30 protein-coding genes are annotated in these 25,990 nt (G+C 37.9%); 27 read left to right on the top strand and 3 right to left on the bottom strand.

Annotated elements, in window-relative coordinates; all coding sequences use genetic code 11:
- Position 1 precedes the first annotated feature (1 nt).
- Both IEV17_RS00945 and IEV17_RS00940 read right to left on the bottom strand, forming a co-directional pair.
- Positions 2–1,312: a peptidylprolyl isomerase gene (locus IEV17_RS00945; RefSeq protein WP_004662408.1), complete on the bottom strand. Its 1,311-nt coding sequence runs from the start codon at positions 1,310–1,312 to the stop codon at positions 2–4.
- On the bottom strand, positions 1,312–3,777 hold the full coding sequence (locus tag IEV17_RS00940; protein ID WP_004662406.1) for an LPS-assembly protein LptD: 2,466 nt from the start codon (positions 3,775–3,777) through the stop codon (positions 1,312–1,314). The genes IEV17_RS00945 and IEV17_RS00940 overlap by 1 nt, the downstream gene beginning before the upstream one ends.
- Before the next feature lie 118 nt (positions 3,778–3,895).
- Between IEV17_RS00940 and IEV17_RS00935 the strand changes: the two genes are divergently transcribed.
- From IEV17_RS00935 to IEV17_RS00805, 27 genes are all read left to right on the top strand, one after another.
- Complete coding sequence (locus IEV17_RS00935) at positions 3,896–4,909, top strand: aminoglycoside phosphotransferase family protein (protein WP_004662404.1); 1,014 nt, start codon at positions 3,896–3,898, stop codon at positions 4,907–4,909.
- The gene (murU, locus tag IEV17_RS00930) at positions 4,909–5,598 is read left to right on the top strand and encodes an N-acetylmuramate alpha-1-phosphate uridylyltransferase MurU (protein WP_004662402.1); all 690 of its coding nucleotides are present in this window, start codon (positions 4,909–4,911) and stop codon (positions 5,596–5,598) included. Before IEV17_RS00935 ends, murU begins: the two co-directional genes overlap by 1 nt.
- A 176-nt stretch (positions 5,599–5,774) precedes the next feature.
- A complete protein-coding gene (gene rsmG, locus IEV17_RS00925; RefSeq protein ID WP_004662401.1) occupies positions 5,775–6,410 on the top strand; it encodes a 16S rRNA (guanine(527)-N(7))-methyltransferase RsmG in 636 nt (211 codons plus the stop codon).
- Between the two features lie 17 nt (positions 6,411–6,427).
- On the top strand, positions 6,428–7,210 hold the full coding sequence (locus IEV17_RS00920; RefSeq protein WP_004662399.1) for a ParA family protein: 783 nt from the start codon (positions 6,428–6,430) through the stop codon (positions 7,208–7,210).
- The gene (locus IEV17_RS00915; protein ID WP_004662397.1) at positions 7,207–8,094 is read left to right on the top strand and encodes a ParB/RepB/Spo0J family partition protein; all 888 of its coding nucleotides are present in this window, start codon (positions 7,207–7,209) and stop codon (positions 8,092–8,094) included. Before IEV17_RS00920 ends, IEV17_RS00915 begins: the two co-directional genes overlap by 4 nt.
- Positions 8,095–8,141: 47 nt before the next feature.
- Positions 8,142–8,771 (top strand): MotA/TolQ/ExbB proton channel family protein, encoded by a 630-nt coding sequence (locus IEV17_RS00910; protein ID WP_004662396.1) that lies wholly within the window; start codon positions 8,142–8,144, stop codon positions 8,769–8,771.
- 14 nt (positions 8,772–8,785) lie between these two features.
- Entirely contained in the window at positions 8,786–9,214 is a 429-nt protein-coding gene (locus tag IEV17_RS00905; protein ID WP_004662393.1) for an ExbD/TolR family protein, read from the top strand.
- A complete protein-coding gene (gene msbA, locus IEV17_RS00900) occupies positions 9,211–10,938 on the top strand; it encodes a lipid A export permease/ATP-binding protein MsbA (protein WP_004662391.1) in 1,728 nt (575 codons plus the stop codon). Before IEV17_RS00905 ends, msbA begins: the two co-directional genes overlap by 4 nt.
- A 2-nt stretch (positions 10,939–10,940) precedes the next feature.
- The gene (gene lpxK / locus IEV17_RS00895) at positions 10,941–11,948 is read left to right on the top strand and encodes a tetraacyldisaccharide 4'-kinase (RefSeq protein ID WP_004662389.1); all 1,008 of its coding nucleotides are present in this window, start codon (positions 10,941–10,943) and stop codon (positions 11,946–11,948) included.
- Positions 11,949–11,957: 9 nt separating this feature from the next.
- Positions 11,958–12,719, top strand: coding sequence for a 3-deoxy-manno-octulosonate cytidylyltransferase (gene kdsB / locus IEV17_RS00890; protein WP_004662387.1), 762 nt, complete (start codon positions 11,958–11,960; stop codon positions 12,717–12,719).
- A 2-nt stretch (positions 12,720–12,721) separates the two neighbouring features.
- On the top strand, positions 12,722–13,705 hold the full coding sequence (locus tag IEV17_RS00885) for a DNA polymerase III delta subunit-related protein (protein ID WP_004662386.1): 984 nt from the start codon (positions 12,722–12,724) through the stop codon (positions 13,703–13,705).
- A gap of 339 nt (positions 13,706–14,044) precedes the next feature.
- Entirely contained in the window at positions 14,045–14,389 is a 345-nt protein-coding gene (locus IEV17_RS00880; protein WP_004662384.1) for a PilZ domain-containing protein, read from the top strand.
- Positions 14,390–14,405: 16 nt separating this feature from the next.
- Entirely contained in the window at positions 14,406–15,179 is a 774-nt protein-coding gene (locus IEV17_RS00875) for a TatD family hydrolase (RefSeq protein WP_004662382.1), read from the top strand.
- Between the two features lie 40 nt (positions 15,180–15,219).
- Positions 15,220–15,831 carry a TetR/AcrR family transcriptional regulator gene (locus IEV17_RS00870; protein WP_034601445.1) on the top strand — a complete coding sequence of 204 codons (612 nt, stop codon included), beginning with the start codon at positions 15,220–15,222 and terminating at the stop codon, positions 15,829–15,831.
- Between the two features lie 8 nt (positions 15,832–15,839).
- Positions 15,840–16,391, top strand: a complete 552-nt coding sequence (locus IEV17_RS00865; RefSeq protein ID WP_004662378.1) for a prepilin-type N-terminal cleavage/methylation domain-containing protein — start codon at positions 15,840–15,842, stop codon at positions 16,389–16,391.
- Positions 16,378–16,764, top strand: coding sequence for a type II secretion system minor pseudopilin GspI (gspI, locus tag IEV17_RS00860; protein WP_004662377.1), 387 nt, complete (start codon positions 16,378–16,380; stop codon positions 16,762–16,764). The genes IEV17_RS00865 and gspI overlap by 14 nt, the downstream gene beginning before the upstream one ends.
- Positions 16,764–17,393: a type II secretion system minor pseudopilin GspJ gene (gene gspJ / locus IEV17_RS00855; protein ID WP_034601792.1), complete on the top strand. Its 630-nt coding sequence runs from the start codon at positions 16,764–16,766 to the stop codon at positions 17,391–17,393. Before gspI ends, gspJ begins: the two co-directional genes overlap by 1 nt.
- Entirely contained in the window at positions 17,390–18,346 is a 957-nt protein-coding gene (gene gspK, locus IEV17_RS00850; RefSeq protein WP_004662374.1) for a type II secretion system minor pseudopilin GspK, read from the top strand. Before gspJ ends, gspK begins: the two co-directional genes overlap by 4 nt.
- 110 nt (positions 18,347–18,456) lie before the next feature.
- Positions 18,457–19,053: a 6-pyruvoyl trahydropterin synthase family protein gene (locus IEV17_RS00845; RefSeq protein ID WP_004662372.1), complete on the top strand. Its 597-nt coding sequence runs from the start codon at positions 18,457–18,459 to the stop codon at positions 19,051–19,053.
- A 45-nt stretch (positions 19,054–19,098) separates the two neighbouring features.
- Positions 19,099–19,812 carry a uracil-DNA glycosylase gene (ung, locus tag IEV17_RS00840; protein WP_004662369.1) on the top strand — a complete coding sequence of 238 codons (714 nt, stop codon included), beginning with the start codon at positions 19,099–19,101 and terminating at the stop codon, positions 19,810–19,812.
- The gene (locus IEV17_RS00835; RefSeq protein WP_171062442.1) at positions 19,809–20,933 is read left to right on the top strand and encodes an enoyl-CoA hydratase/isomerase family protein; all 1,125 of its coding nucleotides are present in this window, start codon (positions 19,809–19,811) and stop codon (positions 20,931–20,933) included. The genes ung and IEV17_RS00835 overlap by 4 nt, the downstream gene beginning before the upstream one ends.
- A 5-nt stretch (positions 20,934–20,938) precedes the next feature.
- The gene (gene tadA / locus IEV17_RS00830) at positions 20,939–21,463 is read left to right on the top strand and encodes a tRNA adenosine(34) deaminase TadA (protein WP_004662366.1); all 525 of its coding nucleotides are present in this window, start codon (positions 20,939–20,941) and stop codon (positions 21,461–21,463) included.
- Positions 21,464–21,529: 66 nt separating this feature from the next.
- A complete protein-coding gene (locus IEV17_RS00825; RefSeq protein WP_004662365.1) occupies positions 21,530–21,970 on the top strand; it encodes an SRPBCC family protein in 441 nt (146 codons plus the stop codon).
- A 9-nt stretch (positions 21,971–21,979) separates the two neighbouring features.
- Entirely contained in the window at positions 21,980–22,660 is a 681-nt protein-coding gene (gene cmk / locus IEV17_RS00820) for a (d)CMP kinase (RefSeq protein WP_004662362.1), read from the top strand.
- A gap of 114 nt (positions 22,661–22,774) precedes the next feature.
- Positions 22,775–24,457 carry a 30S ribosomal protein S1 gene (gene rpsA, locus IEV17_RS00815; protein WP_004662360.1) on the top strand — a complete coding sequence of 561 codons (1,683 nt, stop codon included), beginning with the start codon at positions 22,775–22,777 and terminating at the stop codon, positions 24,455–24,457.
- Positions 24,458–24,613: 156 nt separating this feature from the next.
- Entirely contained in the window at positions 24,614–24,916 is a 303-nt protein-coding gene (locus tag IEV17_RS00810; RefSeq protein ID WP_004662357.1) for an integration host factor subunit beta, read from the top strand.
- Positions 24,917–24,934: 18 nt separating this feature from the next.
- Entirely contained in the window at positions 24,935–25,288 is a 354-nt protein-coding gene (locus tag IEV17_RS00805; protein ID WP_004662356.1) for a lipopolysaccharide assembly protein LapA domain-containing protein, read from the top strand.
- Positions 25,289–25,366: 78 nt separating this feature from the next.
- Here the strand turns inward: IEV17_RS00805 and IEV17_RS00800 are convergent, their stop codons facing one another.
- On the bottom strand, positions 25,367–25,978 hold the full coding sequence (locus IEV17_RS00800; protein ID WP_227554443.1) for a hypothetical protein: 612 nt from the start codon (positions 25,976–25,978) through the stop codon (positions 25,367–25,369).
- Positions 25,979–25,990 lie beyond the last annotated feature (12 nt).

Below are 25,990 nucleotides of genomic sequence, written 5' to 3'. Positions count from 1 at the left end.
ATTATTTCGGTGCTTTCGTGTCTAGATTTGCATCCTTAATTTCAACATAAGCATTAGCCCGAAGTTCACGCATCCAACCATCTACCTCGGTATCAAACAAACGCTCACCTAAAATTTGACGAGCCATACGTTCTTGCACTTCTTTGGTCATATCTTGTTGGCGAGTATCAGTCACTTGTAAAATGTGCCAACCAAATTGACTCTGGAAAGGCTTACTGATTTGCCCAACTGGTGTTTCTTTCATGACTTGTTCAAACTCAGGCACCATAACACCAGGATTTACCCATCCTAAACTGCCACCATCACGTGCTGAACCAGTATCATTTGAATAGGTTGCAGCGAGGGTTGCAAAATCTTCGCCTGCCTTCGCACGATTATAAAGACTATCAATCATTTGTTTCGCACGATCTAAGCTGACAACTTCAGATGGTTGAATCAAAATATGTCGAGTTTTATATTGTGATACAAGTGCTTTTTGATCATTTTGTTTACGTTCTAAAAGTTTTAAAACATGAACGCCATCGCGGACATTGATCAGTTCTGTGGTCTGACCAGTCTGTAATGGTGTTATGCGTGCTGCAAGTTCAGTAGGAATGTCTGATAGTGCTCTGAATCCCATATCAGCACCATCAACCTTGATTGCACTGGTTGCAAGTTTGGTACTAATCGCTTTAGGATCATCACTAGTCGCAAGTGCTTGTTTGACTTCTTGTGCAACTTTTTTAACTTCTTCGCTATTTTCACCAGAAATGCGCATGTGAATCACATGGACTTGTGTGCCAAGTGCAGCTTGGCCTTCTGGTGAATTTAAAAAGTTTTCAACATCATGATCACTGATTTTAATACGAGACATGACTTGTTGTTGGCGTAAGCGACCAATTGCTAAATCTTCCGCGATCCTATTACGTAAATTTTCATAAGTATCCGGTGCAATGGCATCCAATTTTTGTTGGAATGCTTCTAGTGTATTAGCACCTGATTGATTTGCAATTTTTAAGACAGCAGCATTTAAACTTTTTTCATCAGCTTTGATGCCAAAACGTTTGACCTGTTCTAATTGGGCCTGACGGATAATGAGCTGATCAAGTACTTGCATTTGTAAATACTGTTGGGGTGGCACAGTTTTATTTTGTGCTTTTAACTGATGTTCTGTTTCTGCAATCCCTTGTTCTAAATCACTTTTAAGAATGACACTACTATCAACTATTGCAACAACCTCATCCGTAGGTTGCGCAAAGCTTTGCATTGATGAAGAAATAAGTGTAGCGAGAACAGTCGCTTTAAAGATATGTTGGAAAGATTTTATCTTCATTAACGTTGTGTCCAAGATTGATTAATTTTGTTGAAACCTAAAACTCTATTTTCAAGAAGAGAGGCGAGCTTATTGTTGAGTGCACCTAAACCTTTAAGTGTTACCTCAGCCATAACAGCACGTTTTCTATGAACATCTGGTGAGTTTGGATCATCTAAATCATTGTAGTAGGATCTGCCATAAACTGAAATTGCCCAACAACAAGATTCATAATTCACACCAAGTAAGTATTCTCGCATTAAACTATTATCTAAGTCGTATTGAGCATGACCCATAATACGCCAATTATCTTTTATTGGTTGTATAAACGATGCAACAGCTTGGTCGTATGAACTTTGACGATCTGGAATATTGTTGCGATAGAAATAACCTACATTGTATAAGTTGCCTTTTTCTCCAGCATAGTAGGCTTGAAAATCACGTTGAGCATTGTCGCCATTTGACATCCACGCAGAATTTGCAGCTATGGTAAAGTTTTGATTTAATTGACTTGAAACACTTACAATTGGACCAGTACGGCGTTGTGTATCGAACTCATCTGGTTGTTGATTTAATGTTACACGCCGATCACTAAAATAATAGCTTTGCCCAATACTTGCTTTAATACGTTCTAAGCCCTCTGTATCTAATAGACTATAAGTAACACCAAGTGACAAGAAGTTATTGTCATCTAAGCGGTCGTGTCCATAAAATCGATAAGGGTTAAAAAGTTGATCGTAATTAATTGATGCCGTAGTGGAATCAAAGTTAGGATGATCATCTTGTTTTTTATAAGGAGAATAGGCATAAAACGCACGAGGTGAGATACTCTGCAAATATTTACCTTCTTTTTCAAAAGTAACGCCTGTTGCAAAACTAAATTGAGGTACCGCAACGGATTTTTCTAAATCATCCGATATAGAAAGACCGCGACCTTCTTTAGAATCTTGATCATAAAAAGTATTAATGCTTCTGACAGATATTTCTGGAATAGCATAAAACCAAGATGGGGTCAGGTAGTTATAGCGAACGGCAAATTGGTTATAAATACGTGTACCACTTGATTCTAACGCAGAGCCATCAGTGATTGATTTCTTAAAATAAGCAGTGTCATTATTAAACTCATACTGAAAGCCTTGAGGATTCCCGCCTACATAATTTAATAAAAACTGTGGAAGTCGTGCATAAGGCTTATCTGCATCTTTGATACTTTGATCTAGCGTTTGAAAGTCTTCAACCTTTAATTGGGCCTTAAGTCCAGGAATACCATTGCGATAATTAAGTTCCCATGCGCGACGTAAGTTAAGATCTGTTCGCGTGTTTGGGTTGTTATTGAAGTCTGCGAAGTAATCTTTATCGGAAGCGTAGTTGTACTCTAGGTTGGTTGACCATTGGTTATTGATTTTCCAATCATGAAGAAAATGCAAATCACTTCGATCTTTATCTTCGTAATGGTTGTCGTTTGGTAAATATCCACCCCAAATACGTCCAGAACCAAAATTTTCAGTCATATAACGGAATTCGGCATCTAATTTTGCGCCGCGTTTGCTCATATAACTTGGTGTGAGTGTAAGATCATAATTTGGTGCAAGATTAAGGTATACGGGTGCCGTCAGTTGGACGCCACCTTCGTTACTATAACCAAAATTTGGACTTAATAAACCAGTGGTACGACGGTCATCAATTGGAAAATTGAAATATGGCACGGCTAAAACAGGCACGTCTTTTACATACAGTTTTGTTCCGCGAGTTACGCCACGACCAGTTGCTTGGTCAAGTTCAATTTGTTTAGCTTGGATTTTCCAAGCCGGTTTTTGTTCAGGAGGGCAAGCGGTATAACTTGCATCTTTTAATACAACTAAATTTTCATTCTGTCGTTTAATCTGGGTTGCATGTCCGTGGGCATGTTGCTGTTCAGAAATATAAAAACTATTGTTCAAATCACCTGTTTGAGTTTTTAAATTATAATTTATTGCGTCACTCTGAGTGAGTAGACCTGATTGAGCAAGCTGTACTCGACCTTGGGCGGAGGCGTGCGTCTGGGTTGAGTCAATCGTAACTTGATCTGCACGAATTGTGCGACCTTCTTGATCAATCACGACATTGCCTTGTAGAACAGAATCGCCAGTTGGGTTGTAATGCCCATAATCAGCGGTAATCACTGATGTCGTTGTGTTGGAATTACTTGCCTTTGTTTCGGGATTAATTGGTGTGACCCATGTTCCCTGACAAAAAGAAGAGCTTAAATAACGATTGTCTCGTAATTGTGCTTCTGGTGCAGATTTGTCGACATAATATTGCTGAAAAAATTTTTCACCAGGATAACTGTCTTGATCTTGGTTTTTTTGGATAGTGGCTTTCAGCTGTTTATTGTCAAGCGTAGAGACAGCATCAGCTGGAGCTGCGAAACCTGATTGGATCGAGCCGCCACACAAGAGTGTCAAAATAGCTGTTGCTAAAGGATTAAATTTAAACTGATGTTTCATTGTCTCATTAACCAGTACGCTAATTCACAATTAATTATTGTCGCATCATAGAGAAAAAGTTGATAAGTGGCTACACTTAAGCTTTCAAAATCTCAGCTAGTTTTAGATTTTATTGCAAATGAATACACAACGTGAACAATTGATACAAACTTGGCTCCAAGCCACTCTCCAATCTGATCAATTCGAGATCAATTATTTGGCTGGAGATGCAAGCTTTCGCCGTTATGCGCGAATTAAGTTACAAAACAAAACATATATGCTGATGGATGCACCACCTGAAAAAGAAGATTGTGCACCATTTGTAAGTATTGATGAGTTTTTTGACAAAAATGGTGTGCGTGTTCCGCATATCGTTGCTAAAGACCTGACTTTGGGGTTGTTACTATTGGAAGATTTTGGTGATGTTGTGCTTTCAACGTTATTAACAGATGAAACTGTTGACCAATACTATGCACAAAGCTTTGAACAGTTGATTGAATTACAACAAATCGACGGTCTTGAACAACTACCCGCATACTCTTATGAAAAATTAATGACAGAGATGCGTTTGTTGACAGAGTGGATGTTGCCTTCATTAGATATTCAGCCTACAGAGCAGCAGTTAGAAACAATTGAACAAGCTTTTGACTTTTTAGCTGTTGAGGCGACGCATCAGCCACAAGTGATTGTACATCGTGATTTTCACAGCCGTAATTTGATGAAAATCGAGAATGAGCAAGCATTAGGAGTGATCGACTTCCAAGATGCAGTTATTGGTGCAGATACCTATGATCTGATCTCGATTACACGTGATGCTTATGTACAGTGGAATGCTGAGCGTGTCTACGAATGGTTTGAGGTGTTCTATAACTTATTACCAGCTGTAGCGAAAGAAAACCGTAGTTTCGAGCAATTCAAGCGAGATGCAGATTTGATGGCAATTCAACGCCATCTCAAAATTCTAGGTATATTTGTTCGTCTGTTTGAGCGCGATGGTAAATCTGGGTATTTAAAAGATTTACCACGAGTAATGTGGTATTTGCTTGAAGAAAGCCAAGGTTATAATGAATTGAATGGCTTTATGTTATTTATGCGTGACGTGGTCATGCCTAAATTTACTGCAAAATATGGCGATTATGAGGTTGCAGCATAATGAAAGCGATGATTCTTGCTGCAGGGCTAGGGAATCGCATGCGTCCTCTAACCTTACATACACCAAAACCTTTGCTTGAAGTGGGTGGTAAACCACTAATTGTTTGGCATATTGAAAAGTTGCAAAAGATTGGTGTTACAGAGATTGTTATTAATACCGCTTGGTTGGGTGAAAAACTGGCAACTACTTTAGGGGATGGCTCTAAATTCGGTGTGACGATTTTGTGGTCTCATGAAGGAGAAGGGCTTGAAACCGCAGGTGGTATTATCAATGCTTTACCGTTACTGGGTGATGAACCTTTTATTTTGGTGAATGGTGATGTTTGGACCACGATGGATTTTTCGTCATTGTTAAATGTCCATTTGGGCGATAAGCAAGCACACTTAGTGTTGGTTGAAAATCCACCTCAGCACCAGAAAGGTGATTTTATCTTGTCTAATAATTTGGCCCATACTTTTGAGCAAGAACAAATAGGTGAAGCCTTAACTTATAGTGGTGTTGCAGTATTAGCCCCGCAGATGTTTAATGGTTTGGAAAATGGTAAAAGACCTCTAGCGCCATTGTTAAAGCAAGCGATGCAACAACAACAAGTGTCAGCTGAAAAATTACAAGGAATTTGGGTGGATGTTGGCACACCTGAACGTTTGGAGCAGCTAGATCAACAAATTAAGCAAAATAAGTTTTCGTAATAGGTTATTGTCTTATTTACCTTAAATTTGTCTAAGGAAAGACAAAAAACTGAATAGATTGTGCAGTTTATCATGTTTGAAAATGTTTAACTGCATAATCGTTCAACAAGTCCTACTGTGCCTTGCATCAGAAATCGGTATACTGCACGGCAAGTTTATCGAGATGTCGCACTGTTATGCATCCTTTTTTTCAAGAATTAAAGCAAGGTAGTCAAGCGTTAGGTTTAAACCTAAGTGAGGAAGCGCTAACACTCTTATTGAAATATCAAGATGCTCTCGTGCTATGGAATAAAGCATATAACCTGACAGCAATTCGTGATCCGAAAGAAATGCTGGTTAAACATTTATTAGATAGCTTAAGTATTTTAAATGATTTGCCACAAGGACGTTTATTAGATGTTGGCACGGGTGGTGGAATGCCGGGCATGATCATTGCATTATGTCAACCACAGCGCTCGTGTGTATTATTAGATTCAAATGGAAAAAAAATTCGTTTTCTCAAGCAATTTATTGCCGATTTAAAATTAGATAATGTAATTGCAGTTCAAACACGTGTAGAAAATGAAGACAGTATTGATGAACTAGGTCAATTCGATGTGATTACTAGTCGTGCATTTGCATCATTAACTGATTTTGTAGATGCAGCGCAACCCTATATGCATGAGGGTAGTATTATTGCGGCAATGAAAGGTTTGGTTCCAACTGATGAAATGGAACAGATCAAAGAACAGTATTCATGCAAAGTGATTGAGTTGCGTGTGCCTCGACTAGATGAACAACGTCATTTACTTTTACTTCAACGAATTCAATAAAAATACTAAGGGTAATCATGGCTCAAATTATTGCAATTGCAAACCAAAAAGGTGGCGTGGGGAAAACCACAACAGCTGTTAATCTTGCTGCTTCTTTAGCAATCTTGAAAAAACGCGTATTGTTGGTTGATATGGATTCTCAGGGTAATGCCACTATGGGGTCTGGCGTTCAGAAGAATGATCTTCTGTATTCAATTACGGATGTTTTACTTGGAGAAGTGCCAATTGAAACAGCAATTCAGAAAGCTGAGGTTGGTTATAAAGTTTTAGGTGCAAATCGTGAACTTGCTGGCGTTGAGCTAGCAATTGCCGAGCAAGAAGGGCGAGAGTTTATTCTCAAAAATGCGTTACAAGAAGTAGATTCAGCATTTGATTATATTATTGTAGATTGTGCACCAAGCCTAAGTTTGATTACTGTGAATGCTTTGGCTGCGGTCAATGGTGTAATTATTCCGATGCAGTGTGAATATTATGCTTTGGAAGGTTTGGCAGATTTGACACAAACAATTGATCGTATACAAAAAGCCCTGAATCCAAACTTGGAAATTGTAGGGGTGTTACGTACGATGTATGATGCTCGTAATGCTTTAACCCGTGATGTGTCTGCTGAGTTAGAGCAATATTTTGGTAAAAAGTTATACGAAACGGTGATCCCTCGGAATATTCGCTTGGCTGAAGCGCCAGCACATGGCTTACCAGTGATTTATTTCGAAAAAAGCTCAAAAGGTGCAGTTGCATATTTGAATTTAGCTGCAGAAATATTGAAGAAAAGTAAAGTGAAAAAAGGAAGTGCTGTATGAGCATCAAAAAACGCGGATTGGCTAAAGGTCGTGGTTTAGATGCACTATTGGGTTCAATTCAAAAAGAGAAATTGCAACTTGAAGCACAGGCTTTGGATCATGGTCAACTCAAGCAAATTGATGTCAATTTACTGAAACGTGGCGAATATCAGCCACGCCGTTTTATTCAGGAACAAGATTTACAAGAACTTGCTTCATCGATTGAGAAGCATGGCGTAATGCAACCGATTGTGATTCGTCCAGTGGATGATGAACAACACCCCTACGAAATTATTGCGGGTGAGCGTCGTTGGCGTGCTGCCCAATTAGCAGGTTTGACTGAAATTCCGGCAATTGTACGTGACTTAAATGACCAAGTCGCAATTGCATTGGCGTTAATTGAAAACATTCAGCGACAAGATCTCAATCCAATTGATCAAGCTGTAGCTTTACAGCGTTTCCATGATGAATTTGGTTTAAGTCATCAAGAAATCGCGGATACAGTAGGTAAGGCTCGTACTACGGTGAGTAACTTATTGCGGTTATTAAGTTTGGCTGATCCAATTAAAGACTTAATGCAACAAGGTCAACTTGATATGGGACATGCTCGCGCCATTCTGACCCTAAAAGCAAAAGAGCAAATGGATGTTGCTAAAATCGTAATTGAAAAAGCATTGTCAGTGCGTCAGACTGAACAGTTAGTACGTGAGTGGAGTGAACCAAAGCCTGAAAAGGAAAAGGTGCAGGTTTCTCCTGATATTGAACAATTGACTCAGAAACTATCGGAACGTTTTGGAGCAAATGTGAAAATTGACCATAACCAAAAAGGTAAAGGAAAAATGGTCATTCATTATCACTCATTGGATGAGTTGGATGGAATTTTAAATATTTGTTTACCTAACTAATATTTAAGGTGCGTCCTTTTATATTTTAAATATTATTGGGGAATAATATGTGGGAACTTGTGAAAGCGGGTGGTTGGTTAATGCTACCGCTTATTCTCTCATCAATTTTTACGGTTGCTATTACAATTGAGCGATATATTCGCTTAAGACGGTCACAAGTTCTACCTCAAGCATTACTGGTTCAAGGCTCAAATGTAGACAATGTTATTTCACATTTAGAGCAAGATGACGTTGTAAAAAGTCCGTTAGGTCGTATTTTAAAAGCTGGTTATGACCATCAAGATCAAGGTGAGCAGTTTGCACGTGCACAAATGGAAGCAACAGCTTCCCAAGAAATTAGCTATCTAGAAAAAAATATTAACTTTTTAGGTACATTGAGCGCGATTGCACCCTTGCTTGGTTTGTTAGGAACAGTACTTGGTATTATTGAATCGTTTTTAGTGATTGATATCGGTTCTGCTGGAAATGCAAGTATGATGATGCCTGGTATCTCTAAAGCATTGATTACGACAGCTGTAGGTATGCTGATTGCGATTCCGGCAATGATTGCTTATCGTTATTTTCAACGTGTGGTACATGAATATATTGCTGAGTTAGAACAACAATCAACATTATTTCATGCTGCACTTTTCTACAAAAAAGTACCTCATGTGCAAGAACATCGCCGTGCAAGCTGAGCATAGGTGACATTATGAAATTTAAACGCTCTCAAGTTGAAGATATTCATATCAATTTGACGCCAATGATTGACTGTATGTTATTCATATTGGTATTTTTATTGTTATCTACGACATTTAGTCAACAAAGCCGTATAAATCTTACTTTACCAGATGCTCAAGGTGTCCCACCTAAACAATTCGATCACAAAATTGAAATCATGGTAGACTCCACAGGACATTATTCTGTGAATGGTCAAGCATTATCTACTAAAGATAGTGCCGATCTCAGTACTGCGATTAAACAAGCTGCAAAGGATCGTCGTGATTTTATGTTTATTATTGCGGCTGATGCAAAAGCAAAACATGAAGATGTCATTCGTGTAATGGATGTGGCAGGTCAACTCGGCTTTGTTAATGTCAATATTAGCACCAAAGTTCCAACGAGAGGTTTTACTGAGTGAATCAGGATTTTAAGGTTTATGTCCGTTTAATATCATATTTAAAATCTTATTGGGGCGTTGCCTTATTCGTCTTACTTGGTTTTGGAATAAACGCGGCGACAGAGGTTTCTGTCGCAAAGTTATTGAAATATATTATTGATGCTATTCAAGAAGGTAGCCGTAGTAATCTAGATTGGTTTCCAGCACTTATTGTTCTATTGATGTTTTTTCGTGGTGTTGGACTCTTTCTTGGTGGTTACTTTTCTGCGGTTATTTCACGCAGCTTAGTCTTTAGCATCCGTCAGGAAGTTTATGCAAAACTATTAAGACTGCCAGCGCAATATTATCTTGATAATAGTGCAGGTCATATCAGCGCAAAGTTGATGTATAACGTCGAGCAGTTAACTGCGGCTTCATCTGAATCTTTACAGACCTTGATTAAAGACGGTTTGATTGTTGTTGGTTTATTGAGTTATTTACTCTATACCAACTGGCGATTAACTCTATGTATCGTGGTTTTCATGCCTTTCATTGGGATATTGGTCAGAATCGCATCTAAGAAAATGCGTAAGTTGTCAATTCAAGTGCAAAATACTATGGGCGATGTGAACCATGTAGTACAAGAAACGATTAATGGAAACTCGGTTGTTAAGAGTTTTACGGGTGAGGTTTTTGAGCAGCAACGTTTTTACAAATCTTCCGAGGAAAATCTTCGTCGTGGCCTAAAAATGGTTGTGGTGCAAAATATTAATAGCCCGATCATTCAGCTTTTATTATCAATGGCAATGGCTATCATTCTTTGGCTTGCGTTACGTCCACAGGTTTTCGGTGATACCTCTGCTGGTGAGTTTATTTCATTCATTACAGCTGCTGGCTTAATTTCTAAGCCTGTAAAAAACTTGACGGATATTAATGAAAAACTTCAGCGTGGTTTGGCGGCAGCACATTCGGTATTTGAACTGCTTGACATGCCAGAAGAAGAAAATAATGGGCAACTAAAACCAGTTTTGAAGGGTAATATTAAATTTGATCATGCGAATTTACGTTATACCGATGGTACGCATGCAATTAAGGACTTTTGTCTAGATATTAAAGCAGGTCAGACCATTGCTTTGGTTGGTCGATCTGGTGCAGGGAAAACCTCATTAGTAAATATGCTGCCGCGTTTTCAAGAATTAAGTGAAGGGCAAATTTATTTTGATGATATTCCTGTACAAGAAATAGAGCTTTCTTATCTCCGCTCACAAATTGCGACAGTTAATCAACAGGTTGTGCTATTCAATCGTTCAGTGCGTGACAATATTGCTTATGGTCAGCTTCAAGACTCAAGTGATGAACAGGTTATTGCAGCTGCAAAAGCTGCTTTTGCGCATGACTTTATTATGAATTTGCCACAGGGTTACGACACAATACTTGGTGCACAAGGTTTGAATCTTTCAGGCGGTCAGCGTCAACGTATTGCGATTGCTAGAGCAATTTTAAAAGATTCTCCGATCTTAATTCTAGATGAAGCAACCAGTGCGCTTGATAATGAGTCTGAGTACTTTATCCAACAAGCTTTTGATGAAGCGATGCAAGGTCGTACGACCATAGTTATCGCGCACCGTTTATCTACAGTTGAAAATGCAGATCTTATTGTGGTAATGGACAAAGGACAAATTATCGAGCAGGGTACACATACTGAGTTGCTAGATAAACATGGCGTGTATTATCAATTGCATCAACGTAATTTTGAGGAAAATTAATAATGTCTATTGCGCAACACGTACAAGATGCTTGGAATAAAAAAGCGTCGTGGTTGATCGTGTTGCGTCCTTTATCATTATTGTATCGCTTAATTTTTGAAATAAATAAAACCTTATATGCGGTTGGTCTTAAGAAAAAATACACAGCTCCAATTCCTGTGATGATTATTGGTAATATCACGGTTGGAGGAAGTGGGAAAACACCTCTATTAATACAGCTCGTTAAATATTTACAGCAACAAGGTGTTCGTGTTGGTGTAATTAGTCGAGGATATGGTGGCAAAGGACCTTTTCCAGTTTTGGTGAATGCTTTGTCTGAACCAGATCTTGCTGGTGATGAGCCGTGTTTAATCGTTCAATCTACTCATGTACCCATGGCGGTTGGGCCAAATCGTCAAGCATCAATTGAATTATTATTGAAATCTGAAAAACTCGATTTAATTATTAGCGATGATGGTTTGCAACATTGGGCATTAGCACGTCAAATTGAATGGATTGTTCTAGATCAAAATCGTGGTTTGGGGAATGAAAAGTTGCTGCCTGAAGGGTATCTACGTGAGCCTAAATCACGCCTAAATAGAAGTACGGTCATTGAACATACTAAAATTGCTCAATCACAAAGGAATATGCATTTAGCGATTGGTCAGCCATATCTGTTAAATTTAAATACTGATCTAAATGTATTTGATCCAAATCAGTATTTTAATGTGGTTGTTGGTATTGGCTTCCCTCAACGATTTTATCAAACTTTAAATCAATTGAATGTGAAGCAATATCAAACACATGAGTTTGCTGATCATCATGATTATCAGATCGATGATCTCACCTTCAATAATCAAGATGCAATTATTACCACAGAAAAAGATGCGGTAAAGTTTAAGGTTCTATTGAAACAATACCCAGAATTTAATATTCCGATTTGGGTTGTGCCTGTTGAAGCGGTTTTATCTGCAGACTGTTATGATTTATTGAAACAACAATTGCAACAAGTCGGTATCCAATTTTCTTAGAGTTCTAACATGAAACATATAGTCATTCCTGCTCGTTTTGCGAGTTCGCGTTTACTTGCAAAACCACTTTTGCTTATTCATGGTCGTCCAATGATTTTACGTGTCGTAGATCAAGCCAAGAAAGTTGCAGGTTTTGATGATTTATGTGTTGCGACTGATGATGATCGTATTGCTGAAGTGTGTCGTGCAGAAGGAATTGATGTGGTTTTAACCAGCACCGATCATCCGTCAGGCACAGATCGTTTGAGTGAAGTTGCTCGTCTAAAAGGCTGGGCAGAAAACGATATTATTGTCAATGTACAGGGTGATGAACCATTACTTCCTGCTCAATTGGTTCGACAAGTTACTCAGCTTTTAATTGATCAACCGCATTGCTCAATGTCTACTTTATGCGAGCCTATTCACGCATTAGATGAATTCCAGCGTGATAGTATCGTCAAAGTCGTGATGAGTAATCGTAAAGAAGCATTATATTTTAGTCGAGCAACTATTCCTTATGATCGTGATGGTGCAAAATTACAGCAGCCAAAGCTGCATGATCGTGCTTTTCGTCATCTGGGTTTATATGCATATCGTGTGAAATTGTTGCAAGAATATGTGACATGGGAACAAGGCAATCTTGAAAAATTAGAAAGTCTTGAACAATTACGCGTATTAGAAAATGGTCATCGTATTGCGATCGATATTGCTGAAGCCAATCTGCCTCCGGGTGTAGATACACAAGCTGATCTAGAGCGGTTAAATGCGCTACCAGTAAGTTTATTTGAATAATTATGATGAGTATGCAGTCAACAACCGTTTATCCTTGGCACAAGCAGACATGGGCGTTGTTGACAACGCGTTTTCCCGATATAGGTCATGGTTTACTTTTTTATGGTAAACATGGCTGTGCGAAACATCAATTTACTGAGCGTTTTGTGGCATGGGTCTTATGTTTAAATAAACAAGCCGAACAAGCTTGTGGTGAATGTACAAGTTGTCTTTGGTTGAAGTCTAATACACACCCTCGCTATGTTCATATCACCACAGATGAAGAAAATAAAAAGCAAAATGCTAAGATAAAAATCGAAAAGATTCGTGATTTATTGCCATTTGTTCAGCAGACTGGTGATGGATGGCGAGTCGTTGTGATTGAGCCAGCGGAGGCTTTGAATATAGCATCTGCAAATGCATTGCTAAAGACTTTAGAGGAACCTGGAGAAAGGGTTATTCTGATTCTATTGGCGGATCATTACTTGAAATTACCAGCAACGATTCGAAGCCGTTTGCAGCATTTCGCTTTAGACCGTCTAGATGCCCAAGATGCGCAAAACTTTATTCAGCAGCAAATACCGAATATTTCAGCTGAACATATTGATTTGTTGCTTAATCTCGCAAATGGCATGCCATTGACTGCCGTTGAAATTAATCAGAGCGATTGGTTGCATAAAAGAGATTTATTCTTGAAAGATTGGTTTAAGTTGGTCGCAGAAAAGAATATGCCTTTAAGTTATTCAAGCAAGTGGTCGAAAGAGTTGAGTTTCTCTGAATTTATGACAATGTTTGAATATTTATTGGCTGATTTAGTCGCTATAAAATTAAATCAATCTTTGAGAAATAAAGACTTAGATTTAACACAGCTTGCACAACTTTATGATTTGGAAAGCTTATTTCAAATTTATTCTGACTTGCAACAGAAAAAATTGATGGTTGAGCAAAATGTACAAACACAATTGGTACTAGATCAGTTGTTTATTCAATTGATGCATGTGGTTTAGATAGGGTATTAAAATCTTTTATGTTGATTGAATGCTTGATTTTTGTAATAGCCAAAAAGCATTTGCTTTCGTTATGGTGATCACTTCTGAAATCGTGATTCATCGAACGCTATATTTGTTTAAATAAAAACCATTTTTGTTTGTTTTCGAACAGTTTTCCTCAAACATTATTTGTTGTTTGTCGGATTGTTTCCTATAATCAAAATAGCAGTAATTATAGTTTTTTAAATTGACGGTAGAAAATATTGAATTTGAGAAGCATGTAAATATGCTTAAAAATTTATTAATGCTATGAAAATATAGATATTTCAAGTTATTTGTATTTGACAGGGGAATGTTATGCAACCACAAATGATGGGCGGAATTATACAGGTCAATATTCCTGATAAAGCAACTTTACAATCGAGTTATATGCCTTTTGTGCAAGGTGGCGGTCTATTTGTTTCCACTAAACAAGCTGTAAAAATGGGACAGGAAGTTTTTGTTTTAGCGACTTTACCAGAGCAGTCACAAAAAATCCCATTAACGGGTAAGGTGATTTGGATTTCGCATAAACAAACACATTTTAAACCACAAGGTTTTGCAATTCAGCTTGCTGGTGAAAAAGGTGTGTATTACAAAAATGAAGCTGAGAAATTATTGGCTGGTTCAAAAGCTATGGATCGCCCAAGTTTTACAATGTAAGTGATAGGAAATAAGCGTGTTTGTTGATACCCATTGTCATTTAACGATGTTAGATCTGAGTCCCTATAATGGAGATCTAGATCAGGCGCTTGAGCAAGCTCGTCTTGCAGGTGTTTCAAAATTTATGGGAATTTCAGTTGATCTTGACGATCATATTAAATTAGCTGAAATAGCTTCTCGCCATAATGATGTGGGTTATTCTGTAGGTGTTCATCCATGTGAGGATGATCATATTATGGCACGGGCAACAACAGACTACCTTGTAGAGCTAGCTCAGTCTGATAAGGTATGGGCATTAGGGGAAACAGGTTTAGATTATTATCACAGTACAGATTTTATTGCAGAACAGAAACGATGTTTTGCCCGTCATATTCATGCATCAAAAATTGTAAAAAAACCTGTCGTTGTGCATACACGGTCGGCTAAACACGATACCGTCGATATTATAAAAGCAGAGCAGTCCACACATGGTATTTTGCACTGTTTTACAGAAGATTGGGAAACAGCTAAGGCTGTTTTAGATTGTGGTTACTATATTTCTTTTTCTGGTATTGTTTCATTCAAAAATGCACAAGAATTACGTGATGTAGCTAAACAAGTGCCGCTTGATCGGTTGTTAATTGAAACGGATAGCCCATATTTAGCACCTATGCCTTATCGGGGTAAAACGAATGAGCCTAAATATGTGCCTTATGTTGCAAAGGCGTTAGCAGATGTATATCAGAAATCAGTTGAAGAAATAGGTATGATTACCACACAGAATTTTGAGAATCTTCTTCATTTGAAGTAAACGGTTTAGTTGTATTAGGAAAGAGAGTTATCACGTGAAAATGGATCGCCAAGCTCAGTTTAGAGCACGAGAAGCCTTAATTTTTCAGATCGCTGAGCAACTCCTATTAGAAAATGGTGAAGCAGGCATGACTTTGGACGCTTTAGCGGCGGAATTAGATCTTGCTAAAGGCACATTGTATAAGCACTTTCAGAGCAAAGATGAATTGTATATGTTGCTGATTATTCGTAATGAACGAATGTTGCTTGAAATGATTCAGGATACAGAGAAAGCTTTCCCTGAGCATTTAGCTTTTTTCATGCTGCATCATTTACATCATCCAGAACGTACTGCTTTATTTCATCAAATTGAAGAACGTCTCTCTACGACGGGTCAAGGTATTCAATTATTATTTAGTGAGTTGTATAAAGTCCGTCGTCAACGTTTACGCATTATCATTCGTATGACAGAAAGTTATTTATTAGATATAAATAGCACGATGACAACACGTGATTATTTGGCTTCGATTTGGTCTCTGACTTATGGTGCAGCAGTTATTCTAAATTCGAGCTTTTATCAGCGTTATTTAGGTTCGCGTGATAGCCTACGTGTGGCTTATATTGATCAAGCTTTAGGTTTGCCAAAACAAATTGAATATTTAGCGAATGGCTGATAAATAAAATGAAATCACCACATAGATTACAACAAGGTTTTACCCTCATTGAGATCATGGTGGTGATTGTAATCATGACGATTATGACATCTTTGGTTGTTCTGAATATTGGTGGTGTAGACCAGCGTCGAGCGATGCAAGCCAGAGAAATGTTTATACTTGATTTAAAAAAGATTAATAAAGAATCAACGGATCAAGCTAAAGTTTTTGCCTTAAATACTCAAAATGCGACTGACGTTGCACCATTTCGCTATAATTTGTTTGAATATCATGATCAGAGCCATGAGCAAATTCAGCAAGCTGATCGGACTTGGCAGCCATACAAAGAGTTTAAACTTCGAGAGCTACCGACTAGCGTGTCTTTTAGTATTCAAACTTTAAATGCTGAAGAATATCGAAAAGCGAGAAATGAGGACTTATTAGGTGGTAAAGCACCGCAACTCATATGGTTTGGTAATGGTGAAGTTAAGCCTGTCCGTATTCAATTTTATTATGAACAGCAGCCAATTGGAGATGAGTTTGAAATAGATCATTTGGGTAAAATAAATGAAGAAGATTAAAGCATTTACCCTATTGGAAGTGATGGTTGCATTAGCAATATTTGCTGTTGCTGCAATTGCATTAACAAAAATTGCTATGCAATATACACAATCTACATCGAGTGCGATTTTGCGAACAAAAGCACAGTTCGTTGCAATGAATGAGGTTGCAATGATGGAAATGAATCAAGAATGGTTAGATGGAACGCAATCGAAACAGGTGACTTCTCAAGGCGAGACTTGGCAGATTGATAAAAAAGCACAGGCTACAATTAGTCCCAAAATACAACGTATCGAATTACAAGTAAGTTTATTTAATACAGAGCAAGGTAAAGTTGAAGCGGGCATCACCAATATGGTGTTTTTTAATTATCCAGCAAAAGCTAAAACATGATGAAAATTAAAAAGGGTTTTACCCTTGTTGAATTGCTGGTTGCAATTGCTATTTTTGCCGTACTTTCAATGCTTGGTTGGAAAGTTTTTGATTATTTATTAAAAGTCAAAGATCGTAATGCGGAACATGAAACACATTTATTTGCGTTACAAGATGCCTATCAGCAGATTCTAAGAGATAGTCTCCAAATTATTCCATTAACGGCAAATGATGGTCGACAATTACAAGCCGCTTTGGTGCTAAATGATCGTGGTTTTATGTTTAGTAAAGCAGGAGTGTCCGATCCGTTGAAACAAGGTTTGTCACCTTATGAGCGTATTGAATATCGCTACGATTCAACACAGAAAAAAGTTTATCGACTCAAATATTCAAATCTAAATATTCCAAATCGAGTACAACCCATCTCAAGTACCTTATTAGAAAACGTAGATCAATTTAAAGTAATCGTCATGAATCCACAGGAACTGACACAATGGCCTGAAAGTATTAGTGATCCTAATAATATTAATGAGTTAAAAAAATTACCATTGGGCTTAAAAATACAGCTTAGTGTTGCAGGTACGGATTACGAGTGGATTTATAGTCTACTGAATGCAAATCAATTGTTGGGAAATAACTCACCACCATGAAAAACTATTCATCTCAGCGTGGCGTAGCTTTATTAACGATTTTAGTCATGGTTGCTTTAGCAACGATTTTGGCTGCAACAATTGCAAAACGACAAACCAATACCGCTGAAAATACGGGCTATTTGATGCGTCAGGATCAATCGTTATTGTACGCAAAAAGTGCAGAAGCTTTTTTTTCAGAGTTACTCATTCAAGATAGCGATAACGGTAGTAGCATTGACCATTTACAGGAAAACTGGGCAAAACCGATGCCACCATTTCCTGTAGAAGATGGATCAGTCTCAGGAAAACTACTAGATGAGTCAGGAAAGTTTAATCTAAATAATTTGGTTAAGGCTGATGGCAATCAAGTTGATGATTCTGCTCGACGTTGGTTTGAAAAGTTATTGCAACGCGTAGGTCTACCTGCTGAACTCAGTCAAGCTGTGATTGATTGGCAAGACACAAATGATGAAGTGACTGGCGCAATGGGTGCGGAGAGTAGCTATTATCAAGGACTGGATCCTGCATATTTAACGCCGAATACCAAGTTTCATAGTATAGAAGAATTAAAACTTGTACGAGGTTTTGAAGGCAAAAACTACGATTTAATCAAACCTTATGTTACGGCATTACCTGAACAAACTAAGGTGAATATGAATACAGCACCTGCATTGTTATTAGCCAGTATTGATCCTAAAGTAGATGTCAAAGCTATCGAACAACAATTAAAAGTCAAGGAAACTGAATTAACACATTTTAATAATGTAGATGATTTATGGAAATTAAGTGCTTTTTCTGGGATAGATGAACAGAGTAAAACCGATGCTGCATCTTTATTAGATAGTAAGTCAAATTATTTTACGGCTCAAATTGAAGTGATGCTAAGTGAGCGTAAGCGCCAATTTACGAGCTTAATGATGAGAAAAGATAAACAAGTGATTGTGTATTCAAGAAGTCTTGCACCATTCTAGTCTTTGTATAGATTGGATTATTGAATAGTCACAAGGCTTAAAATCAATCCCACCGATGATTTTTTTGCTTTATAATAAAATTTGTTTGCAGATATAGATCAGCTTGGTGCATGTTAATTCGTAAATTATTTAAGTTTGAAAATGCTCATATTGTACGTAATTGTACATCAGATCGCTGTAAGCGTTCGATTCACGGGCATAGTTATAAGGTTGAATTACTGTTAAAAGCCTCAAGATTAGATCATGGGCAAATGGTCTATGATTTTGGTTTATTAAAAGGTGTGATTAAAGAGCTTTTTGACAGTTTTGATCACGCAATTTGTTATTGGCAAAAAGATGATCCTGAATATATTCAAGCGTGTAAAACTTTTAGTGCACGTTGGGTTGCCTTGCCAGTTTCACCATCAGCGGAACAGTTTTCAAGGATTTTCTTTTATCTAGCGCAACAGGTGCTCGCTTCAACCACAACACAGAATGGTGAGGGTGATGTCGAGGTCTATTCAGTGATCGTGCATGAAACTGATACAGGTTACGCTCAAAGTTTTTTAGAAGATATTGAAAATGAGCAAATGGGTTTACTTAGTCTAGACCAAATTATTTTTTCAGAGCAAGTACAAGTCGAGTGGAGTGATCCTCAAATGTATGAAAATCTGAAAAACGGAATTAAATTCCAAAATCCAAATGTAGAGTTACAAGTTAATATTTAAGTCAGCAAGATTTAAATGTTTGAATCGTTATTTCAAGGAATGTTGATGCAATTTACTGAACAACAGCAGGAAAAACTTAATAAAGTTCAGTTGGATGATTCATGGAAAATCTCTTTGTCAGAATTTCTACTCAGTCAGAAAATGGATCATTTAAGAGAGTTTCTCCAACAACAGATCCTTGCTCAGAAAACAATTTATCCGCCTAGCAAGCAAATTTTCAATGCATTGAATACAACCCCGTTACAGGATGTAAAGGTCGTGATATTGGGTCAAGATCCATATCATGGCCCTAATCAAGCCAATGGTCTAAGCTTTTCTGTACAAAGAGGGGTTGCATTACCACCATCTTTGCGTAATATTTTTCATGAATTACATACTGATCTCACAGTGCCGATTTCCCGTCATGGGGATTTAAGTAAATGGGCTGCTCAAGGGGTATTGCTATTAAACAGCGTACTCACTGTTGAAGCAGGACAGCCAACTTCTCATCAAAAACAAGGCTGGGAAGAATTTACTGATGCTGTAATTGATGTGTTAAATGAACAGCGTGAGCATGTTGTGTTTATCTTATGGGGTGCTTATGCACAACGTAAAGGACAGCGCATTGATCGAAATAAACATCTAGTGTTAACAGCAGCTCATCCATCACCACTTGCTGCAAACCGAGGTGGTTTTTTTGGCTGTAAAGTATTTTCTAAAACAAATCATTATTTGAAACAACATGGCATTGAGCCAATAGACTGGCAACTGGACGCATAATGACTTCTCCCGATTTAAATAGTTATCACCCAGATTTAATTATCGAAAACGCTAAAAATGGTTGGCGTATTGTTCGTTTAAACCGACCAAAATCTTTGCATGCACTTGATGAGTCAATTGTGAGTGCTTTATTGAAAGTATTTGAATATTTTCATGAAGATGACAGTGTTAAAGCAATTTGGTTTGATTCAACCACACCGAAAGCATTTTGCGCGGGTGGTGATGTTCGTAAACTCCGTCAGCTTGTCATTAATAATGAAGTAGATACGGCAAATAAGTTTTTTGAACAAGAATATGCGCTTGATTTATTGCTTCATAACTATGCTAAGCCAATCGTAGTTTGGGGTGAAGGTTATGTCATGGGTGGTGGTTTAGGACTATTCATGGCCGCACCATTCCGTCTAGTTACACCTTATTCACGTCTTGCAATGCCTGAAATCAATATTGGTCTCTATCCTGATGTGGGCGGGAGTCGTTTCCTTGCTGATCGTGGTCAAATTGGGTTGTTTACAGGTTTAACGGGTTCAATCATGACCTCAGCTGGTGCTTTTAGCATCGGTTGGGCAACTCATATTTGTGAAGCACAGCGAGATAATGTTCTTCAAAAAGTTTTGAGTGTGGATTGGAATCACTATCCTGCGGGTGCTTTCCGTGCAATCGATGATACTTTAAATAGTTTACATCGCCCTGTAGCATCAGGTCCGTTACAAAATTCAATCGATGTGATTCATAGCGTATGTCGTGGTCAAAGTTTTGAGTATGACTATCAAGCGATTATTGGTTTGAGTGATGCAAGTAGTGATTGGTTACGTCAGGCAAGTGAGAATCTGCAAAAAGGTTCTCCAAGTACTGCTGCGATTACATGGTTGCTATGGCAATGGGGTAAGCAAGGACATGCTTGGGATGAAGTTTTTGCATTAGAATCTCAAATCTCTGATTGGAAAATCCGCCATCCAGATTTTGTTGAGGGTGTCCGTGCACGTTTAGTTGATAAAGACTTATCACCAGAATGGAAAGCAGCGGAAAAGATTACATTAAAAGATATTTTATCTGATTGTGCTCCGGTAACTACGATTGATAGTTGGAATGCTTTATTAAGACAATATGGTGTTATTGCTTAAAATCGATGAGTATTGACGTCACAATTTCAGAAAACTTTAATGATGAATATTGGATGCAGCTTGCTTATGAGCAAGCTGCACTAGCTGCTTCGCAGGGAGAAATTCCTGTTGGAGCGGTGATAGTGAGTCAAGAGAAAGTTATTGGTGCTGGTTATAATGCACCAATTAAACAATTTGATCCTACCGCTCACGCTGAAATTCAAGCTTTACGTGCAGCCTGTCAATCATTGAATAACTATCGTTTACCAGATGATGCCATATTATATGTGACGCTTGAACCTTGTACGATGTGTGTTGGCGCACTCATTCATGCTCGTATCAAAAAAGTAGTGTTTGCTACAACAGAGCCTAAAGCTGGTTCGTTGGTCAGTGCTCGACAATTATTAGAAAATGGCTATTACAATCATAAATTCGTATTTGAACAAGGTTGTATGCAAGCTGAATGTTCATTGCAATTAAGTGAATTTTTTAAACAAAGACGAAAAGAAAAAAAGAAAATTAGGTTATTAAAAACGTCCTTAAATGATTAAAAATGTCTCATTAGTTATGGCAAACTATGCCTCCGAAGATTTTAGCTAAATCAAAAAGGCAAAGTTATGCGTAACGCAATCACCATACAAAAAGAATTCAACGCACCAATTTCTGAAGTTTTTGAGCTGTTGTCAAAACATGCAACCTACAATAAAGCATTTGCGCCTTTACAAGTTGTACGTGTAAAAGATTCTGCTGATCCTCAGCGTCCAGATGGAATTGGTTCAATTCGCCGTATGGGCTTTGGACCAATTAAGCCACTTCAAGAGGAAATTACATTACTAGAAGAGAATAAACGTATTGAATATAAATTGATTAATAACCCTTTGGTGAAGCACCATTTAGGACAAATTGATTTTAAAGAAATCACACCGTTTATTACTTTAGTGACTTATAAGATTGAATTTACGGCAAAAGCACCTTTTGTAAGTAAATTAGTTCTTGCACAACTCAAAGCAGCGATTACACTAGGTTTTTCAAAATTAGCGAAGTCAGTTGCTTCATAAGAGATGGGAATGACAGTTCATATTATTACGATTGATGGTCCAAGTGGTTCTGGTAAAGGGACATTGGCAGCTAAAATTGCTGCGCATTATGGTTTTAATTTATTAGACTCAGGTGCTTTATATCGTTTACTTGGACTGTCGCTATTTCAGCGCGATTTGCTGAATAGAATTCAAGAACAGTTAGAGCAATGTGTTGATTTTGCAACTCATTTAGATATTGAGTTTAAATCAACAGATGCAGGCACACTTATTTTTCTTGAAGGCGAGGACGTGACCAACACGATTCGTACTGAGCAAGTTGGTGAGTATGCTTCTAAAGTTGCAACTGTTCCTGAATTAAGACAAGCATTATTTGAGCGTCAGCGTGCATTTATTCAAGCACCTGGATTGGTTGCAGATGGTCGTGACATGGCGACAGCGATTTTTCCAGAGGCTCAAGCGAAAATCTACTTAACAGCATCGGCTGAATCTCGTGCAGAGCGACGTGTAAAACAGTTGCAGGGCATGGGTCTTGATGCTAAAATAAGCGACATTTTATCTAACATACAGGCTAGAGATAAAAGAGATATGGAGCGAACTGTTGCTCCACTCAAGCCCGCTGAAGATGCGTATATTATTGATAGTTCTACAATAGGTATCAATGAAGTGTTTCAGTTGATGGTTGACTATATTAATAGCCGTATAAATTAGATACACAATTTTTTATCAGTTGAAGCATTGCTTGGTCAGATCTTTTGGACAATGTAACAACTTAACTAAACCGGCCTTGTCTGATCCAAGACCGCGGACTTTATCAGGTATATCATGACCGAATCTTTTGCAGCCCTCTTTGAAGAAAGTGAATTAAACCTCAACGTTGAAAAGGGTGCAGTCATCCAAGGTACTGTTGTTAGTATCGATTCTGACTGGGTTACTGTTGACACTGGCCTTAAATCTGAAGGTGTTGTTGACCGTGCTGAATTTTTAAATGAACAACGTGAACTTGAAGTTCAAGTTGGCGATACTGTTGACGTAGTTGTTGAAGCACTTGACAACGGTATGGGTCAAACAGTTTTATCACGTGAAAAAGCAAAACGTGCTGAAACTTGGACTAAACTTGAGAAAATCTTTGAAGACGGCGAAATCGTTACTGGTGTTATCTCTGGTAAGGTTAAAGGCGGTTTCACTGTTGACATCGGTCCTGTACGTGCATTCTTACCAGGTTCTTTAGTTGACACTCGTCCTATTCGTGACACAACTCACCTTGAAGGTAAAGAGTTAGAGTTCAAAGTAATCAAACTTGATGCTAAACGTAACAACGTTGTTGTATCTCGTCGTGCAGTTATGGAAGCTGAATCTTCAGCTGACCGTGAAGCATTACTTGCTCAACTTGAAGAAGGTCAAACAGTTACAGGTACTATTAAGAACCTTACTGATTACGGCGCGTTCGTTGATCTTGGCGGTATTGATGGTCTTCTCCATATCACAGATATGGCTTGGAAACGTATCAAGCACCCTTCAGAAGTTGTTGAAGTTGGTCAAGAAGTTACAGTTAAAGTACTTAAGTTTGACCGCGAGCGTAATCGTGTATCTTTAGGTCTTAAGCAATTAGGCGAAGATCCATGGTTAGCGATCATGAGCCGTTACCCTAAAGGTTCTATCGTTAAAGCACGTGTAACTAACTTAACTGACTACGGTTGTTTTGCTGAAATCGCTGAAGGCGTTGAAGGCTTAGTACACGTTTCAGAAATGGATCACACAAACAAAAACATCCACCCATCTAAAGTTGTTCAGATTGGTGATGAAGTTGATGTTATGGTTCTTGAAGTTGATGAAGAACGTCGTCGTATTTCATTGGGTATCAAACAAACTCGTGCTAACCCATGGGAAGAGTTTGCTAAAGCAAATGAAAAAGGCGAAAAAGTTGCTGGTACAATCAAGTCAATCACTGACTTCGGTATCTTCATCGGTTTATCTGGTGGTATCGACGGTTTAGTACACTTGTCTGATATTTCTTGGAACGAACAAGGCGAAGAAGCGATTCGTCGTTACAAGAAAGGCGACACAGTTGAAGCAGTTATCTTATCTGTTGACGCTGAAGGCAACCGTATCAGCCTTGGTATCAAGCAATTAAACAGCGATCCATTCAATGACTTCTTAGCAGCGAATGAACGTGGTGCTTTAGTTAAAGGTACTGTAACTGCTGTTGATGCTAAAGGTGCTACAGTTAAATTAGCTGATGACATCGAAGCAACGCTTAAAGCTTCTGAAATCAACCGTGATCGCGTTGAAGATGCAACTAAATTCTTAGAAGTTGGTCAAGAAGTTGAAGCGAAGATCATCAACGTTGATCGTAAATCTCGCTCTATCAACTTGTCTATCAAAGCGAAAGACGAAGCTGAAGAGAAAGAAGCTGTGAACAATGCGCGTCAAGCAGCAGCAGCACAAGTTTCTGAAGCAAATGGTCCTAAGACTATTGGTGATTTGATCAAAGCTCAAATGAAGTAATTTGTTAAAAGGTATATTTCTTGTAACAGAGATGTACTTTTTTATACAAAAATACTGCAAACGGTAGCGTAGTATCGATGTACTGCGCTACCGTTTTGTATTTAAACAGGTTATTATTAAAATATTGAAAAGTCGCAATAATTAAAGAGGTCATCGATGACTACTGAAGCACTTAACAAATCTGATTTGATTGAACGGATTGCTCTTAAAAACCCACATCTGGCAGAACCATTGGTTGAAGATGCGGTTAAAATTATGATTGATCAAATGATCGAAGCGCTTTCGAACGGCGATCGTATTGAGATTCGTGGTTTTGGCAGTTTTGCTTTACACCATCGTGAACCACGTTTAGGGCGAAACCCTAAAACAGGTAAATCTGTAGATGTCGCAGCAAAAGCTGTACCGCATTTTAAACCTGGTAAAGCACTTCGTGATGCAGTAAACGAGACTGTTGATTAATAAAAAATTGAGGTGTTTATGCGTTATATCTTAATTGCATTACTTGTTGCTCTATTTGGTTATTCGCTTGCCCTAGTTTTACAGAATCCAGCAGAATTAGAAGTAAATCTATTGTTTACTCAAGTTCCTGCGATGCGTTTAGGTTTATTGCTTTTATTGACTTTGGCATTAGGTGTCGTTGTCGGTTTACTTCTAGGTGTTCAAGTATTTCGTGTTTTCCAAACGAATTGGGAAATTAAACGATTACGTAAAGATATTGACCACCTCAGAAAAGAGCAGATCCAACTTGCTCAGCAAGCAGCCGCAGAAGCTGCTGCAAGCGTAAGACATGAAAAAACTGTTTTAGATGTTTATCCGAATGATAAGATCTAATAGTTGAATTGCTATTTAGTATTGAAAAGGGCTATTTCATAATTGAAGTAGCCCTTTTAGTTTGTGATTAAAAAATACTTAATTAATTTTAATTTCATTTTTCAAGTTCAATTCAAGCTGATCCATAAATTGATTAAAAGCATTAAAACTTTTTTCTACTACGATCAATGCAGTTTCATTCATTTCTCGTGTTATAGGCATATTTTCAAAAACGTTTTCTTCATCGCCTATAGTATGTCCAGTTTCTTGCCTTAAATGAGTTTCACTACAGAACTTTAATTCTAAATCAGTAGTTTTGGTAATTTCATTCAATACATTAAAAACTATATTTCCTGTAGACTCCATGACTTCAATCGCTACATATCTTATAAGTGCCGTCTGATTCGAGACCAAGCCTATTAATTCGTAAGATAGTTTACGGCTAGGTGACATGTCATCACACCAAATAAATCTAAGGGTGTTGGTAAGTTCTTGTTTGTTGTTGAGCTCGAGCGTTTCTAGGTCATGCAAATACCAAGGCCAATGATTAGCATCTTCTTTACAGTGAACATTGATTGCCTCTTCATATTCATTCTGTGGAAAATTAAAGGGCAGTACATATTTATTTAAATCCGCAAAACTCATTATAAAGTGAGCAAGATTGGGCAAGAATTTTAAGCGTTGTTGTATAGGTATTTCTTGATTTTTCAAAATCTTAAAAAA

It is taken from the genome of Acinetobacter modestus, from assembly GCF_014636095.1.
Taxonomy (GTDB): domain Bacteria; phylum Pseudomonadota; class Gammaproteobacteria; order Pseudomonadales; family Moraxellaceae; genus Acinetobacter; species Acinetobacter modestus.
The sequence above is the reverse complement of the archived record's forward strand: the minus strand, read 5'-3'. Positions and strand labels throughout refer to the sequence as shown.

Coding starts and splice junctions, on each gene's coding strand:
- IEV17_RS00945 (WP_004662408.1), bottom strand. CDS start 1,312: ATGAAGATAAAATCTTTCCAACATATCTTTAAAGCGACTGTTCTCGCT.
- IEV17_RS00940 (WP_004662406.1), bottom strand. CDS start 3,777: ATGAAACATCAGTTTAAATTTAATCCTTTAGCAACAGCTATTTTGACA.
- IEV17_RS00935 (WP_004662404.1), top strand. CDS start 3,896: ATGAATACACAACGTGAACAATTGATACAAACTTGGCTCCAAGCCACT.
- murU (WP_004662402.1), top strand. CDS start 4,909: ATGAAAGCGATGATTCTTGCTGCAGGGCTAGGGAATCGCATGCGTCCT.
- rsmG (WP_004662401.1), top strand. CDS start 5,775: ATGCATCCTTTTTTTCAAGAATTAAAGCAAGGTAGTCAAGCGTTAGGT.
- IEV17_RS00920 (WP_004662399.1), top strand. CDS start 6,428: ATGGCTCAAATTATTGCAATTGCAAACCAAAAAGGTGGCGTGGGGAAA.
- IEV17_RS00915 (WP_004662397.1), top strand. CDS start 7,207: ATGAGCATCAAAAAACGCGGATTGGCTAAAGGTCGTGGTTTAGATGCA.
- IEV17_RS00910 (WP_004662396.1), top strand. CDS start 8,142: ATGTGGGAACTTGTGAAAGCGGGTGGTTGGTTAATGCTACCGCTTATT.
- IEV17_RS00905 (WP_004662393.1), top strand. CDS start 8,786: ATGAAATTTAAACGCTCTCAAGTTGAAGATATTCATATCAATTTGACG.
- lpxK (WP_004662389.1), top strand. CDS start 10,941: ATGTCTATTGCGCAACACGTACAAGATGCTTGGAATAAAAAAGCGTCG.
- kdsB (WP_004662387.1), top strand. CDS start 11,958: ATGAAACATATAGTCATTCCTGCTCGTTTTGCGAGTTCGCGTTTACTT.
- IEV17_RS00885 (WP_004662386.1), top strand. CDS start 12,722: ATGATGAGTATGCAGTCAACAACCGTTTATCCTTGGCACAAGCAGACA.
- IEV17_RS00880 (WP_004662384.1), top strand. CDS start 14,045: ATGCAACCACAAATGATGGGCGGAATTATACAGGTCAATATTCCTGAT.
- IEV17_RS00870 (WP_034601445.1), top strand. CDS start 15,220: ATGGATCGCCAAGCTCAGTTTAGAGCACGAGAAGCCTTAATTTTTCAG.
- IEV17_RS00865 (WP_004662378.1), top strand. CDS start 15,840: ATGAAATCACCACATAGATTACAACAAGGTTTTACCCTCATTGAGATC.
- gspI (WP_004662377.1), top strand. CDS start 16,378: ATGAAGAAGATTAAAGCATTTACCCTATTGGAAGTGATGGTTGCATTA.
- gspJ (WP_034601792.1), top strand. CDS start 16,764: ATGAAAATTAAAAAGGGTTTTACCCTTGTTGAATTGCTGGTTGCAATT.
- gspK (WP_004662374.1), top strand. CDS start 17,390: ATGAAAAACTATTCATCTCAGCGTGGCGTAGCTTTATTAACGATTTTA.
- IEV17_RS00845 (WP_004662372.1), top strand. CDS start 18,457: ATGTTAATTCGTAAATTATTTAAGTTTGAAAATGCTCATATTGTACGT.
- ung (WP_004662369.1), top strand. CDS start 19,099: ATGCAATTTACTGAACAACAGCAGGAAAAACTTAATAAAGTTCAGTTG.
- tadA (WP_004662366.1), top strand. CDS start 20,939: ATGAGTATTGACGTCACAATTTCAGAAAACTTTAATGATGAATATTGG.
- IEV17_RS00825 (WP_004662365.1), top strand. CDS start 21,530: ATGCGTAACGCAATCACCATACAAAAAGAATTCAACGCACCAATTTCT.
- cmk (WP_004662362.1), top strand. CDS start 21,980: ATGACAGTTCATATTATTACGATTGATGGTCCAAGTGGTTCTGGTAAA.
- rpsA (WP_004662360.1), top strand. CDS start 22,775: ATGACCGAATCTTTTGCAGCCCTCTTTGAAGAAAGTGAATTAAACCTC.
- IEV17_RS00810 (WP_004662357.1), top strand. CDS start 24,614: ATGACTACTGAAGCACTTAACAAATCTGATTTGATTGAACGGATTGCT.
- IEV17_RS00805 (WP_004662356.1), top strand. CDS start 24,935: ATGCGTTATATCTTAATTGCATTACTTGTTGCTCTATTTGGTTATTCG.